This is a genomic window from Lysinibacillus sp. ACHW1.5 (assembly GCF_022014815.1).
In the GTDB taxonomy this organism is placed as follows: Bacteria; Bacillota; Bacilli; order Bacillales_A; family Planococcaceae; genus Lysinibacillus; species Lysinibacillus capsici.
Genome location: NZ_CP091777.1, coordinates 3,884,041 through 3,897,660, shown reverse-complemented (window position 1 = coordinate 3,897,660; position 13,620 = coordinate 3,884,041). Strand labels below are relative to the sequence as shown.

15 protein-coding genes and 1 riboswitch are annotated in these 13,620 nt (G+C 37.2%); of the genes, 8 read left to right on the top strand and 7 right to left on the bottom strand.

Annotated features, from left to right (window positions below):
* Window positions 1–78 precede the first annotated feature (78 nt).
* Both L6W14_RS19630 and L6W14_RS19625 read left to right on the top strand, forming a co-directional pair.
* Window positions 79–1,236, top strand: coding sequence for an exonuclease SbcCD subunit D (locus L6W14_RS19630; RefSeq protein WP_131521952.1), 1,158 nt, complete (start codon window positions 79–81; stop codon window positions 1,234–1,236).
* The gene (locus L6W14_RS19625) at window positions 1,233–4,313 is read left to right on the top strand and encodes an AAA family ATPase (protein ID WP_237898731.1); all 3,081 of its coding nucleotides are present in this window, start codon (window positions 1,233–1,235) and stop codon (window positions 4,311–4,313) included. The genes L6W14_RS19630 and L6W14_RS19625 overlap by 4 nt, the downstream gene beginning before the upstream one ends.
* A 40-nt stretch (window positions 4,314–4,353) precedes the next feature.
* Here the strand turns inward: L6W14_RS19625 and L6W14_RS23110 are convergent, their stop codons facing one another.
* The gene (locus L6W14_RS23110) at window positions 4,354–4,476 is read right to left on the bottom strand and encodes a hypothetical protein (protein WP_004225603.1); all 123 of its coding nucleotides are present in this window, start codon (window positions 4,474–4,476) and stop codon (window positions 4,354–4,356) included.
* Between the two features lie 55 nt (window positions 4,477–4,531).
* On the bottom strand, window positions 4,532–4,855 hold the full coding sequence (locus L6W14_RS19620) for a magnetosome magnetite crystal formation protein family (RefSeq protein ID WP_009371560.1): 324 nt from the start codon (window positions 4,853–4,855) through the stop codon (window positions 4,532–4,534).
* A gap of 125 nt (window positions 4,856–4,980) precedes the next feature.
* Window positions 4,981–5,088, top strand: a riboswitch (TPP riboswitch).
* A gap of 134 nt (window positions 5,089–5,222) precedes the next feature.
* Between L6W14_RS19620 and thiT the strand changes: the two genes are divergently transcribed.
* Together thiT and map are read left to right on the top strand one after the other, a co-directional pair.
* On the top strand, window positions 5,223–5,783 hold the full coding sequence (gene thiT / locus L6W14_RS19615) for an energy-coupled thiamine transporter ThiT (protein ID WP_237898729.1): 561 nt from the start codon (window positions 5,223–5,225) through the stop codon (window positions 5,781–5,783).
* Between the two features lie 162 nt (window positions 5,784–5,945).
* Window positions 5,946–6,701 carry a type I methionyl aminopeptidase gene (gene map / locus L6W14_RS19610; RefSeq protein ID WP_048394807.1) on the top strand — a complete coding sequence of 252 codons (756 nt, stop codon included), beginning with the start codon at window positions 5,946–5,948 and terminating at the stop codon, window positions 6,699–6,701.
* Window positions 6,702–6,729: 28 nt separating this feature from the next.
* Here the strand turns inward: map and L6W14_RS19605 are convergent, their stop codons facing one another.
* Window positions 6,730–7,443 (bottom strand): hypothetical protein, encoded by a 714-nt coding sequence (locus L6W14_RS19605; RefSeq protein ID WP_131521948.1) that lies wholly within the window; start codon window positions 7,441–7,443, stop codon window positions 6,730–6,732.
* Between the two features lie 199 nt (window positions 7,444–7,642).
* On the opposite strand from L6W14_RS19605, the gene L6W14_RS19600 reads away from it, so the two are divergent.
* Window positions 7,643–8,467 (top strand): polyphosphate kinase 2 family protein, encoded by an 825-nt coding sequence (locus tag L6W14_RS19600; protein ID WP_131521947.1) that lies wholly within the window; start codon window positions 7,643–7,645, stop codon window positions 8,465–8,467.
* Between the two features lie 161 nt (window positions 8,468–8,628).
* Complete coding sequence (locus L6W14_RS19595) at window positions 8,629–9,216, top strand: GNAT family N-acetyltransferase (protein ID WP_016995361.1); 588 nt, start codon at window positions 8,629–8,631, stop codon at window positions 9,214–9,216.
* Window positions 9,217–9,288: 72 nt separating this feature from the next.
* Here L6W14_RS19595 and L6W14_RS19590 read toward each other — a convergent pair whose 3' ends face one another.
* From L6W14_RS19590 to L6W14_RS19585, 3 genes are all read right to left on the bottom strand, one after another.
* Window positions 9,289–9,852, bottom strand: a complete 564-nt coding sequence (locus L6W14_RS19590) for a beta-class carbonic anhydrase (RefSeq protein WP_004225593.1) — start codon at window positions 9,850–9,852, stop codon at window positions 9,289–9,291.
* Between the two features lie 183 nt (window positions 9,853–10,035).
* Entirely contained in the window at window positions 10,036–10,170 is a 135-nt protein-coding gene (locus L6W14_RS23105) for a hypothetical protein (RefSeq protein WP_004225590.1), read from the bottom strand.
* A 140-nt stretch (window positions 10,171–10,310) separates the two neighbouring features.
* The gene (locus L6W14_RS19585; protein ID WP_193767403.1) at window positions 10,311–11,552 is read right to left on the bottom strand and encodes an aminopeptidase; all 1,242 of its coding nucleotides are present in this window, start codon (window positions 11,550–11,552) and stop codon (window positions 10,311–10,313) included.
* Between the two features lie 191 nt (window positions 11,553–11,743).
* On the opposite strand from L6W14_RS19585, the gene motA reads away from it, so the two are divergent.
* Window positions 11,744–12,547: a flagellar motor stator protein MotA gene (gene motA / locus L6W14_RS19580; RefSeq protein WP_004225583.1), complete on the top strand. Its 804-nt coding sequence runs from the start codon at window positions 11,744–11,746 to the stop codon at window positions 12,545–12,547.
* Entirely contained in the window at window positions 12,531–13,283 is a 753-nt protein-coding gene (motB, locus tag L6W14_RS19575) for a flagellar motor protein MotB (RefSeq protein WP_131521945.1), read from the top strand. Before motA ends, motB begins: the two co-directional genes overlap by 17 nt.
* A 66-nt stretch (window positions 13,284–13,349) precedes the next feature.
* Here motB and L6W14_RS19570 read toward each other — a convergent pair whose 3' ends face one another.
* On the bottom strand, window positions 13,350–13,571 hold the full coding sequence (locus tag L6W14_RS19570; protein ID WP_016995366.1) for a DUF1128 domain-containing protein: 222 nt from the start codon (window positions 13,569–13,571) through the stop codon (window positions 13,350–13,352).
* Between the last annotated feature and the right edge of the window lie 49 nt (window positions 13,572–13,620).

Genomic DNA, 13,620 nt, shown 5'->3' with positions numbered 1-13,620 from the left:
TAGAACTACTAAACCTTTAGTGTGCACTAGATGGGGAATAGTCATGCTAAAATATAGAGAAGACTAGGAGGTACTAGAATGAAAATATTTCATACAGCAGATTGGCATTTAGGAAAGCTTGTTCAAGGTGTCTATATGACAGAAGATCAACATTATATTCTTCAACAATTTATACAAGCGATAGATGAGGAAAAACCAGATGTAATTATCATCGCAGGTGATTTATATGACCGTTCGATGCCTCCTATTGAGGCAGTTAATTTACTAAATGATGTATTAGCGAAAATAGTATTAGAAAAGAAGATTCCTGTTCTAGCAGTGGCGGGAAATCATGATAGTGCAGGTCGTTTAAATTTTGGTAGTCGTTTAATGAGTGATAGTGGTTTATATATAAAGGGCCAATTTACAAAAAATCATGCACCTATTGTTTTGAATGATCAACATGGAGAAGTACATTTTCATTTAGTGCCCTATGCAGAGCCAGCAGCTATTCGCAACATCTTTGAAGATGAGTCAATCCGTTCTCATCAAGACGCCATGCGAAAAATTATTGAGCATATCACAGAAGACATGGACACAAGTAAGCGTCATGTTTTTGTTGGACATGCCTTTGTGACGAAGTATGGTGAGGAGGAAGCAAATACTAGTGATTCCGAGCGACCCCTTTCCATTGGAGGCTCAGATTGTGTGAATGCAGCTTTATTCAAACCTTTTCACTATACGGCGCTTGGGCACTTACATAAGGCACATTTTGTTTTAAACGAAACCATACGCTATTCAGGCTCTATCTTAAAATACTCGTTATCTGAGCATTTACATGAGAAAGGTTTTTTAATCATTGAATTAGACGAGCAAGGTAACACCACAGTAAGTAAAAGAAAGCTTGTGCCAAGAAGAGATCTACGAGTAATAGAAGGTCAATTAGAGGAGTTATTAACCCTCACACCAAGTGAGGATTATGTCTTTGTTAGATTGACGGATAAAATATCTGTGACTTCACCAATGGAACGCATTCGTAGTGTATTTCCGCACGCTATGCATGTGGAGCGGAAGGTACTAAGACAAGATATGCCACGTGAACTACAAGTAGTAGAAGCTGAAAAACTAGAAGATATTGATTTATTCCGTTCATTCTTCACCAATATTATTGGCATTCAGCCTGATGAAGATACGGAACGCCTATTCACAGAGATGTTACAGGAGTTATTAGATGAGGAGCGAGAGACTGTAAAATGAAGCCTTTAAAGTTAACAATTACAGCGTTTGGTCCCTATAAAGACACGGAAGTAATTGATTTTCAAGAGCTAGGGGAGCATCGATTGTTTGCCATTTCTGGAAAAACTGGTGCTGGTAAAACAACCATTTTCGATGCTATTTGCTATGCTCTTTACGGATCAGGTAGTGGGGAGGACCGGCAGGATACAGCTTTACTAAGAAGCGGCTTTGCACATGATGAAGTTTATACAGCTGTAGAACTCGTCTTTGAAATGCATGGAAAAGTCTATCAAATAGTACGACAGCCAGGTCATATTAAAGAAAAAAATAAAACGGTTACTGGAAAGAAAATAGAGCTAGCAGAAGTAAAAGAGGGAAAGCTGGATTATAGCATTGTAGAGAAACAGCAAACGCTTGAAGTCGATAAGAAATTGCAGGAAATTATAGGTCTCACAAAAGATCAATTTAGCCAGATTGTCATGCTACCTCAAGGTGAATTTAGAAAACTATTAACCTCTGATTCAACAAATAAAGAAGTAATTTTACGGAAAATCTTTAAAACTGATCGTTTCGGTGTCATGGCAAAAAAGCTTGATGCCAAGCGTAAAGAAGCAGAAAGTGATCTTGAACGTGCCAAACAATTAAAAGAACATTTACTTGGTCAAATTGTGGGCGCCTTACCACAACGTTCTTCCGCTTTATTCACATTGATTGCGGATAATACCGAAAATTTACATCAACTGACAGAGGCACTTGATGAGGAGCTTAGCTACTATAAGAAATGTGGAGAAGATGAACAGTCATACTATGAAGAAGCGTATAGCCTTCATCAAAAAGAGCAGGAATATTATCGCTTAGCAAAAACGCTAAATGAGCAATTTGATGAACAAGCTAATCGACAGCAACGGCTGCAAATGCTTTTACAACAGCAGGATGTATACCAAGCAAAGGAGAAGGAGATTGCTTTGGCAGAACAAGCAGAGCGACTTGTGCTCCTCGAACAACAATGCAAGGATTTACGTGCTGAACTGAATGTAAAAGAACTAGCTTTTCAACAAGCAAAAGTTACGCAACAGCAGTCACAAGAAAAGTTGCAAGAAGCACAAGAAAAATATGAGATAGAGCAGGCTAAAGAATCTGAACGACAGCAAATCTTACAGCAGGAAATGCAGATGCTAGCGCTTTTACCGAAATTTGAAGCCTATGAAAACAATATACAACAGCTGCAAATAGCGGAGCAATATGCTGAAAATGCAAAACGAGCAGTAAATGATAACATCAAACTTTTGGAAAATGAACAAAAGCAATTACAGCATTTTTCTCAATCAGTAGAAGGCTATGAAAAACAGGTTGAACCCTATGAAAGCTATTTAGAACAATTACCGAAACTACGGGAACAGGTTGCTTTAATCAAGCAAGCAGAGAAATATAAACATGTCGTAGAGTTAGCTAAGCAGGATGTAGTTGCTTCAGAAAGTCTCTATCAAGAAAGTAAAGAGGCTCTTCAACTTTTGCAGCAACGATGGCTGACGAGTCAAGCTAGTATTTTAGCAGAACAGCTGAAGGAAGGAGAACCCTGTCCTGTTTGTGGTAGTATGACACATCAGAAAGCACACAATGAGCAACTGGAAATTATTGAGCTTGCTCAAGTGGAAGCATTGAGAGCGAAGGCATCATCAGACGAGCGTAAGTATTTAGAGAAAGAGGCATTTTTAGCATCAGTGCAGCAGCTTCTTCAAGATACATGGCAACAACTTGAGGCGCAGCATATTAAACAAGAAGACCAACCACAGATCATCGCTACTTTACATGAAGTGGAACAAGAGATTGCAGCATTAAAAATTATTCAACATCAATTAGCTGATGTGCGATTAAAAATAAAGCATCAGCATGATCGAATAGAGCAGCTACGAAATAAGCATATGAAGCTAGAGCAATATTTAGCAGAGCAGATAAAAGAATGGACAAAATTACAAGCGGTTGTAGACGAACAACTTAAGCAGATGCCCCCTAATTTACCAACTTTACAGCAATTAAAGCAACAACTTAATGAAGTTAGTAAACAGAAAGAAGGGCTTCAAAAAAGTTGGCAAGTGAGTCAAGAAAATTTGCATGTAGCAAAGGAAGCAGCTAGCAATGCAACACTAACAGTAGAAATTGCCAAACAGTCCTTTGAGGAATTACAGCTTAAAATGAATGAAAAGCTTCAGCAATTTTCAGCAGATATGCAAGAAATAGGTTTCGAAAGCTATGAGGCTTATGCAACTGCTAAACGGAGTGCCATACAATTGGATGCACTTCGAAAAGCATGTAGCGACTATGCTTTACAAGTACACACGTTGCAAATTCAGATTACCGAAGGGGCTACATACCTTCAAGGAAAAGAGAAGCAAGATTTAGAGGCGATGGAAGCAAGAGTAGAACAGCATCGAGTTTCCTATGAGGAAGCATTTAAACGTTTACAACAGATCAATGGCTTTATACAAGCATGCCAAGGCTTTAGTGAAAAGGTGGAAGAAATAGCGAAAGAGCTTCATTTACTTGAACAAGAAGCAGGGCGAGTAAAGGAGCTCTATGGATTATTAAATGGACAAAACTCGAAAAAGCTATCCTTTGAGCGTTATATACAAATTAACTACTTAGATCAAATTACAGAAGCTGCCAATATACGTCTGTATCATTTATCAAACGGTCAATTTGAGCTTAGACGTTCAGATAGATTAGAAAAGCATGCGAAGCAAAGTGGCCTTGGTCTTGATGTTTATGATGCTTATACAGATCAATTACGAGATGTCAAAACTTTATCAGGTGGCGAAAAATTTAATGCTTCGTTGAGCCTTGCATTGGGGATGGCAGATGTGATTCAAAGCTACCAAGGTAATATTCATATTGAAACGATGTTTATTGATGAGGGCTTTGGCTCGCTCGATGAGGAATCACTAAATAAAGCAATCGATACATTAATTGATTTGCAGGATTCGGGTCGTATGATTGGCGTTATTTCGCATGTACCTGAATTGAAATCTGCAATGCCAGCAGTTTTACATGTAGAAAAAACATTGAATGGCCATAGTCAAACCCATTTTGAAGTGAAATAAAACGAAGGCGTATTTCCTCTAAAAGGAATACGCCTTCATTTTATTTTTTTCGAGTGGTGGTTGTAGGCGTTGTGCCCTTTTTTGCAGCCATTACTTTTTTTACGATAGGAATAACAATAGGTGCTAACTTAACGGCGGTTTTTACAACGTTTGATACTTTCATCCCAAAACAGCTCCTTTTACAATTACTACTACCTGTTTCACTTAAAAATAAAACATTAACGGATAACACGAACAGCCTGAATTATATTCCAAATCACAATACCTAGTGAGACGAGAGCATAGATGGCGAATGAAGCAAACCAAATAATCATCACCGTCTTGTTATTGGAGGTTGGATCTAAACTAAATGTAGAAAAAACAAAGACAATAAAGAATAGAATGCCAAAAACAAAAGGTATTAAATGAGAGACAAGTGCACGAATCGAATGGCTTTTTACATCACTGTCTTTTGTTACAAAATATACAATTAATGGAACGATAAAAGGGGCGAAGAAAATACTAAGATAACTAAAGGCAGCTAAAATTTTTTGATTCTCCATAGTTGTACCTCCTTTTTAAATATTTACGCATGAAAAACAGCAAAGTTTCAAAAAAATGATGTATGGAAGGTTGTAATCCTTTAATCCTTTGCGTACAATGAGAGTGTTCAAATAAATTCAGATGTAACGACCACAAGGGGAGCTGATGATGTCAGCTGAGACTGGGCACGTAATGCCTTGACTCTTCGAACCTGTAAGTTAACGCTTGCGTAGGGATGTGGATAGAAACCGACACTTGTACGATGTGAGGCTCTGTCCTGACATCGTTTTTTCGTCCTTAAAGGAAAAAAGGTGTCAGAAAGAGACATATCAGCGCTTTTCTATTCCTGCTCTTGTATCCTACATCGGAACAAAGGAGAGAATATGTATGGACAAAAAAAGACTATTAATGCTAGTGGAGATTGCGATTTTTGCAGCGATTGGTCTCGTACTGGATCAGGTTTCCTTTAAAGTATGGGCACAAGGCGGCTCAGTTAGTCTTGTTATGGTACCAATTATGTTAATAGCATTTCGCTGGGGCTTAATAGCTGGGCTAACAACTGGATTACTCGTAGGTGTAATGCAAACCATGTTTGGTGCTACGATTGTGCACTGGCTACAAGGATTCCTGGATTATGGAGTTGCTTTTACAGTTGTAGGATTAGCGGCGGTTGTACGTGGACCAGTGTTAGACGCTGCTAAACATATGAACAAAACAAAAATGGCACTTTATATAATCATAGGTACCGTTTTCGCAGGCCTCTTACGATACACAGCACATACAATTGCTGGTGCTGTATTTTTTGCCGAATATGCCGGTGACCAAAATGCATGGATCTATTCCATCATCTACAATGGTACATATATGCTACCAGCAACCATTTTAACGGCGGTCGTTGGTGTTCTTTTATTCACAGCCGCTCCACAATTAATGCAAAGAAAATTTTAATGCTAGTCCCTTCACATGAGTGGAGGGACTTTTTTGTCGTGAATAACTCTTTTAGCACTTTGCAAAGTAGGAAAGCATACAATATTTAAAGCGTTTATCGTTATACGCATAAAAAGTTATGTTATATTAAAGAATAGATATTAGATGAAAGGGACGTTATACATGATTGTAAAAACGCAAGAAGAGATTGAAGCTTTTAAAAAAATAGGACGCATTTGTGCTGAAATTCGCGAAGCAATGAAAGCTGCCACAAAACCAGGTGTTACAACACTTGAGCTTGATGAAATTGCTGGTCGCATGTTTGCAGAGGCAGGCGCTATTTCAGGACCAAAGGGAGAATATGATTTTCCAGGGTATACATGTATTAGCGTCAATGAAGAAGTAGCACATGGTATTCCAGGAAAGCGTGTTATTCAAGAGGGAGATATCGTAAATATTGATGTTTCAGGCTCTTTAAATGGCTATTTTGCTGACACAGGTATTTCATTTGTTGTGGGTGATGGCTATGAGGACAAAGAAAAGCTTTGCCGTGTTGCTAAAAGTGCCTTTGATCGAGCAATGACAAAGGTAAAGGCTGGATCTAAATTAAATCAAATTGGTAAAGCTGTTGAACGCGAGGCAAATGCTAATGGGTTAACTGTTATTATGAATTTAACAGGTCATGGCTTAGGTCAATCTTTACATGATGAACCAAACCATATTTTAAATTATTACGATGCATGGGATACTACTATTATGAAAGAAGGTATGGTCCTTGCGGTTGAGCCATTTATCTCAGCAAATGCAGAGCATATCGTAGAAGCAGGTGATGGCTGGACATTCGTGACACCTGATAAATCACTTGTAGCTCAAATCGAACATTCAGTCATTGTAACAAAAGATAAACCAATTATCTTAACGTCATTAGACGAAGAATAAGATGTAATGAAAAATCCTGCTAACCAAATTATTTTTGGTTAGCAGGATTTTTTTTAATAAATAAAATGCCAACAAAGAGAACACCACATAAAAATAAAGCGGCTGTAGTGACAAGTAGCTCATCAAAACCATTATGTATGGCGATTCCAATATAAGCCCAAATAAAAACACTTGGATACATAACATCAAAGTGATGGAAACGGATATGTAGCGCAATGGCTCCACCTAAAGTAAGTAAAATCACTGCCCAAAGAGGTGTGCTAAGACCAAAGCCGTTCCAACCATAAGCCGTTAACGTAAAGCTTGTATTTGTGATAAAAATAAATGTCATCCATGCTAAATAAACAGAGAAAGGAATACGACCAAACAAGGATTTGTCCTGAAGAGGGTACGTATTATACAACATAAATAAATACAAGACTAAGAGTAATGTAATGCCAAGAGAAACAATAAATAACTCATGGTGCCAGACATATATCGTCAATGCTTGTAATATATTTATGCAGCTAAAAAGCGCAGACTGTTTCAAAGTTGTCTTTTTCATGTTCATAACTAACCAATAACCGAGTAAAAAATAAATGATAATCCAAATTACATGACTTACACTAACTGGTGCAAATACAACAGAAAAACGATTAGCGATTTCTAGCGAAGATTGACCGTTGATGTTCACGAAAAAGGATGAAAAGGTTAGGATGATTGAGACAAGATAAGAGATTGTCATCATGATAAACCGAGGCATGTTTTCCTCTCCCTTCGTGTTAGATTGTATAGGGAAAAGACAAATAAGTATAGTACTGTCACTTTTTTTATTATAACGGAAATTTCCAACAATGTATCGTGTTGTTTTACTATTAATACCTACAATTTACCATGTCTGATAGGCATCCACATATTTCTTTAGTACAATAAGAATAGTCAAATAAAAGGAGTGAAGTTTCATGACCCAAAATTTAAAAAATCTAGATCTAACTGTTGAACTAGACAAAAAGATGTATAAAAAGAAATTAAAAGTACTCCAATATGAAATGTTGAACGCACAACAATTTTTATTAAAAAACAAGATTGGCTTGATCTTGGTTTTCGAAGGAATGGATGCGGCTGGTAAAGGTGGCGCTATTAAACGATTAATCGAACGTGTCGATCCCCGCGGTTATGTTGTACATCCTATTTCTGCCCCTCAAGCTCATGAATTACGCTACAATTATTTACAACGATTTTGGAGAAAGTTGCCTCAGCATGGGCAAATCGCTATTTTTGATCGCTCGTGGTATGGCCGCGTATTAGTGGAACGCATCGAGGGATTCGCAACAAAAGATGAATGGTCTCGTGCTTATGAGGAAATTAATAATTTTGAGAAGATTTTAACTGCAGGAGATTACATAATTATTAAGTTCTGGCTTCATGTTTCAGATGAGGAGCAATTAAAACGCTTTAAAGAACGTGAACAAAACCCTTATAAATCTTGGAAGTTAACTGCCGAGGATTGGCGCAATCGAGATAAAACACCTCAGTATATTGAAGCAGCGAATGCAATGTTTGAAAAGACAGATAAAAAGGATGCACCATGGATCTTAGTCGCTGGAGATGACAAAAAGTATGCACGGGTTCAGGTGCTACAGGAAACTATTGCACACATTGAACGAGAGGCTCAAAGACGTGGTCTTCATTTAACAAATGTGTTAGACAATACACAACTAGAGGATGCTGATTCCTCCAGCTTAGAAATAGTAAATGAGAAAAAGAAAGAACAAAAAACTAAATAATTGAATTGTGCTGCTATGACAATAAGACATAAGCTGTTTTGGTTGTAGCAGCCTCTTTTTTTACATACAATGAAATATAAATAGGGTTTTGCAATTATGGCTTATAGCCAATGTAACAAAGAGAAATGGATTGATTTTTATTGGAAGGCTAGTGTGGAGAAATGGTGCTTAAAATTTGGAATCTATTAAGAAAAAAGGGTGGGAATGTGGTAACAATAAAGGGGGAAAAATGCTACATCCGCACATTCCAAGAAAAAGATGCACGAAGTTTAACGGGTCTCGTAAGCCGTAATAAATACTTTTGGTCTATATACGAGCCACTGCAAAGACCTGAATACTATACAGTCGATGCTCAATACAAAAAAATTCAAGAAAGTCTCTATTTAATGGAATCAAAGCGTGAATTTACTTTTGGTATTTTTGAGCATGGTACAAATAATCTAATAGGGCATATTGCACTTTATGCTGTCAAACGCTTACCGTACTCGAGTGCATTTGTTGGCTATGCGATGGATGAGATTTATGTTGGAAAGGGCATTGTCACAGAAGCTGTGAATATGGTGGTCCGATTTGCATTTGAACAAATTGGTTTACATCGTGTAGAGGCCTATGTATCGACACAAAATAATGCCTCCATGCGTGTATTAGAGAAGGCTGGATTCCAGCAGGAGGGTCTGCTAAGAAAGCTACTGTATATCAATGGTCATTGGGTAGATCACTATATGTACGCACGTTTAGAGGATGAATAGAATAATAAGTGCCTATCTTCTACATAGTGAGGATAGGCACTTGTTCTTTTATTAATGTATCAAAAAATAACTTTATTGCTTATTTCCATCTTCAATTAAATCTAGATGACCTGTATTTGGATCAATTATTAAACCATGAACAGGTACGTCTTTTACCATTAATGGATGATTACGAATTGTATCGACACTTTTCTTAACACTTGTTGCTACATCACCGAAACCTCGTAAAAATTCTTTCAAATCAAAACCAGAATATTCCAACATTTTGATTGTTTCTGGGTCGATGCCTCGTTGTACCATTTCGCTAAGCATGGCGTCAGGATCAACCGCACTCATACCACAGTCATAATGTCCAACAACATACACTTCATCAGCTTGTAGGCCGTAGACAGCAACTAATAAACTACGCATAACTGCACCGAAAGGATGGCTCACTAACGCACCAGCACTTTTCACTATTTTTACATCGCCATTACGCAAATTCATCGCTTTTGGTAAAAGCTCTACAAGACGAGTATCCATACAAGATAAAACAACAATACGTTTATCAGGATATTTCGTAGTGATGAATGGCTCATATTTTTTTTCTTGTACAAACTCTTTGTTAAATTCTAGAATATCTTGTAACATTGTCATGAATATTGCTCCCTTCCTTACAAAAAATATTGTAGAGCAAAATTTTCAATATGCAAACAATAAAGACTTTATTCAGATAATTTTTACAATAAAGGAGCAGTTTCATACGCTTTAGTAGATGAAATAAATAACTTGTAAGCTATAAAAAAACAGCTACCTATAATAGTAGCTGTTTTTTATACATTAAAATTTTTCGTTTGGCTTTGGATCTACAGTTACTGAAGACTTGCTATCTAAACCAACTTGTAGGTAGTGGATGAAGAATCCCGTTGAAATTAATAAAACTGCTGAAAAGCCAAGAACAGTTGTAATGAACATTATTAGAGCTCCTCTCTACTTAAATGATCTACTAAAATTCCCTAAAACAATTATACAATAGGTTACTAGGAAAATCTAAGGATAATTTATGACAACCTTAACATACTTAGCCTAGAATACTATTAGTAGGAATGGATTATTTAGAATGCCCAATTTCCATCACGGAATATTGGGTCTATTTGATCATCATGTGTTATTCCATCTATATTCATCTTGGTAGAGCCAATCATAAAGTCTACATGTGTTAAGCTTTGATTGAGACCATGCGCACTTAGTTCCTCAGAGGTCATTTCTTTGCCGCCCTCAATGCAAAAAGCATAGGCACTACCAATGGCAAAATGATTGGATGCATTTTCATCAAACAATGTATTGTAAAATAATAGGTCGGATTGTGAAATAGGTGATTGATGTGGTACTAATGCTATTTCACCAAGGTAATGAGCCCCTTCATCTGTTTCAATAAGAGAAGCTAAAATTTCTTGGCCTTGCTCCGCCTTGACGTCAATGATTCGACCATCTTTAAATGTTAATGTGAAATTATCTATAATATTGCCGCCATAGCTTAAAGGCTTAGTGCTTGATACATAACCATTAACACCTGTTTTTAACGGTGCTGTAAAAATCTCTTCAGTGGGCATATTGGCCATAAATGTTTGGCCTTGTGTACTTATACTACTACCCCCTGTCCACACATGGTGTGGAGGCAGCTCAATTGTTAGATCTGTGCCTGGTGCAGTATAGTGTAGTGACTTAAATTGCTTTGCATTTAAATAATCAGCTTTACTATGTAATTCCTGATCATGGGCATGCCAAGCTTCAACAGGATTTTCAACGTCTATACGTGTGGCTGCAAAGATAGCTTCCCATAATGCATTCATTTGCTGTTCTTCTGGAAGGTGAGGAAAGACCTTTGCTGCCCAAGCTTTAGATGGAGCAGCAATAACAGACCAGCTAAACTTATCTGCTTGTAACCATTGATAATAGTTGGCAAGTGCTTGGCCAGATGCTTTTTGGAATGCCATGATTCTATCACGTTCAATACCTTTTAATAAATCTGGATTTTGTGAGCTAATGCTTAAAAAAGCAGCGCCATGTTCAGCTAACCATTCACGTTCCTGCACTTTCCAAGGTGGGAAGAAATCAAATGAGTCTTTTGGTGCCCCCTCATAGCGAGCACGTACAAGTTCATCATCGGATATATCGACAAAAACTTGTTTTGCACCATTTTTATAGGCAATTTTAGTAATTATTTGTGCGAGTTTTAGGTTATCAGTCGAACAGCTTATATAAAGATACTGATCTTTTTGGATATTTACTCCTACTTTCACCGCTAACTCGGCATATTTTAGTAATTTTGTGTCAAACGATAATAACAAAATCATATCCCCTTTCAATTTAAGACAGTTAAGTGTAATATTCTTAATTCAATATAATCAAAAATGGTCGAAATGTGAATAAAAAGCATTAATTACATCGAAAAATATATGAAATACATTTATACTAGGAATATATATATTTAAAATATGGAAAAAAAGACGAAATAACATTAGATAGTAGATTTGGAGGTTCTAGAATGGATAAGTCGTCGATTATAGGGTTAATACTTGCTTTAGTAGCACTATTAACAGGGATGGTAATGAAGGGTGTAAGTTTATCTGCATTTTATAACCCTGCAGCTATCCTAATTATCATTTTTGGTACTATTTCCGCAGTAACAATTGCCTTTCCTATGCAGGAGTTAAAGCGAGTGCCGAAGCTATTTAAAATTCTTTTTAAAGAAACAAAATTAGCAAATGATATAGAGATTATTAAAATGTTTTCACAATGGGCTGACTTAGCTCGTCGCGAAGGGCTATTAGCACTTGAAAGTAAGGCCTCAGAGATTGAAGATCCATTTTTAAAAAATGGCCTTACATTAGCAATTGATGGTCAAAATGCTGACTACATACGTGATGTCTTAACAGAAGAAGTAGAAGCGATGGAAGAGCGACATACTAGTGGAGCAGCTATTTTTACACAAGCAGGTACATATGCACCTACTTTAGGGGTTCTTGGTGCAGTAGTAGGGTTAATCGCCGCATTGGCTGATATGAATGATATCGAAAAGCTAGGACATGCTATCTCAGCTGCCTTCATGGCTACATTACTCGGTATCTTTACAGGGTATGTTTTATGGCATCCATTTGCGAACAAGCTAAAACGTAAATCTGCTTTAGAGGTAAAACAAAAGAGAATGATGATTGAGGGTATCCTTTCAGTATTAGAAGGGGAGGCTCCACGTGTAATTGAACAGAAACTATCATCATACTTAACGATGGAAGAACGTCGTCAAATTTCTGGTGAAAGCGGGGCGGGTGGCCTTGGCAAAGAAAGCTAAGAAAAAAAAGCATGATGAACATATTGATGAATCCTGGTTAGTGCCATACGCAGATATTTTAACTTTGCTGCTAGCCGTGTTCATTATTTTATTTGCCTCAAGTTCAGTCGATCAAGAAAAGCTAGAAAGAATGTCGGCAGTTTTTAATCAAGTCTTTGATGGTGGAACTAGTTTTCTAGAGCAACCTGCACCAGTCCCTACTCCGAATGCGGATAGCGACCAAACGCCACAGCAAAACTCTGCCTATTTAAAGGATCAACAGGAGTTAGCTGAAATAAAAGATAGTGTGGATAATTTTATTGCAGTCAATGAAATGGAAGGTCAATTTGCCACAGAAATGACGGATGAAGGGTTGCTAGTGACAATCCGTGATAGTATTTTATTCGATCCAGGGCAGGCAACAGTTAAACCTGAGTATGTCCCTATTGCCAAAGAGCTATCAACTATGCTGGAATCTGATCCAGCTCGAAATATTGTCATCACAGGTCATACAGATAATGTGCCAGCAGGTCCGAATTTTACATCGAATTTTCAGTTATCTGTAATGCGTGCAACTAAATTTTTAGAACTGCTTATTGAAAGTAATGACAAATTAGATCCTACGCGCTTTAGTGCAAAAGGAAACGGTGAGTATCGTGCAATTGCACCAAATGACACAGCCGAAGGACGTGCGAAGAATCGTCGTGTGGAAGTATTAATTCAACCATTAGTTACTGAGGATGGTTCAGAAACTTAGAGTACACAGTAATAAAAAGCTATTAGCAGCAGACAAATGTCTTAGGCTAATAGCTTTTCATTTTACCTATTTACGCAAAGATCCTAATTCAGCAACAATCGCTTGCATTTCGCTTGGACTAAAAGTTTCTCTCTTCATAACCATTTCATATAGATACACTAAATCTTCATAATTTGCTTCATCGAAGTTTTCTGATTTCATTGCATCGACATTCACCATACGAAGCTTGTCCTTCATTTGATCAACCATATACACAACGTTTTCTTTAGATGGAACTGATAAATCCATTTTTTACCCTACCTTTCGTCATCCTCGCACATATCATTTCATTGAATAA

Coding starts and splice junctions, on each gene's coding strand:
- L6W14_RS19630 (WP_131521952.1), top strand. CDS start 79: ATGAAAATATTTCATACAGCAGATTGGCATTTAGGAAAGCTTGTTCAA.
- L6W14_RS19625 (WP_237898731.1), top strand. CDS start 1,233: ATGAAGCCTTTAAAGTTAACAATTACAGCGTTTGGTCCCTATAAAGAC.
- L6W14_RS23110 (WP_004225603.1), bottom strand. CDS start 4,476: ATGAAAGTATCAAACGTTGTAAAAACCGCCGTTAAGTTAGCACCTATT.
- L6W14_RS19620 (WP_009371560.1), bottom strand. CDS start 4,855: ATGGAGAATCAAAAAATTTTAGCTGCCTTTAGTTATCTTAGTATTTTC.
- thiT (WP_237898729.1), top strand. CDS start 5,223: ATGGACAAAAAAAGACTATTAATGCTAGTGGAGATTGCGATTTTTGCA.
- map (WP_048394807.1), top strand. CDS start 5,946: ATGATTGTAAAAACGCAAGAAGAGATTGAAGCTTTTAAAAAAATAGGA.
- L6W14_RS19605 (WP_131521948.1), bottom strand. CDS start 7,443: ATGCCTCGGTTTATCATGATGACAATCTCTTATCTTGTCTCAATCATC.
- L6W14_RS19600 (WP_131521947.1), top strand. CDS start 7,643: ATGACCCAAAATTTAAAAAATCTAGATCTAACTGTTGAACTAGACAAA.
- L6W14_RS19595 (WP_016995361.1), top strand. CDS start 8,629: ATGGTGCTTAAAATTTGGAATCTATTAAGAAAAAAGGGTGGGAATGTG.
- L6W14_RS19590 (WP_004225593.1), bottom strand. CDS start 9,852: ATGACAATGTTACAAGATATTCTAGAATTTAACAAAGAGTTTGTACAA.
- L6W14_RS23105 (WP_004225590.1), bottom strand. CDS start 10,170: ATGTTCATTACAACTGTTCTTGGCTTTTCAGCAGTTTTATTAATTTCA.
- L6W14_RS19585 (WP_193767403.1), bottom strand. CDS start 11,552: ATGATTTTGTTATTATCGTTTGACACAAAATTACTAAAATATGCCGAG.
- motA (WP_004225583.1), top strand. CDS start 11,744: ATGGATAAGTCGTCGATTATAGGGTTAATACTTGCTTTAGTAGCACTA.
- L6W14_RS19570 (WP_016995366.1), bottom strand. CDS start 13,571: ATGGATTTATCAGTTCCATCTAAAGAAAACGTTGTGTATATGGTTGAT.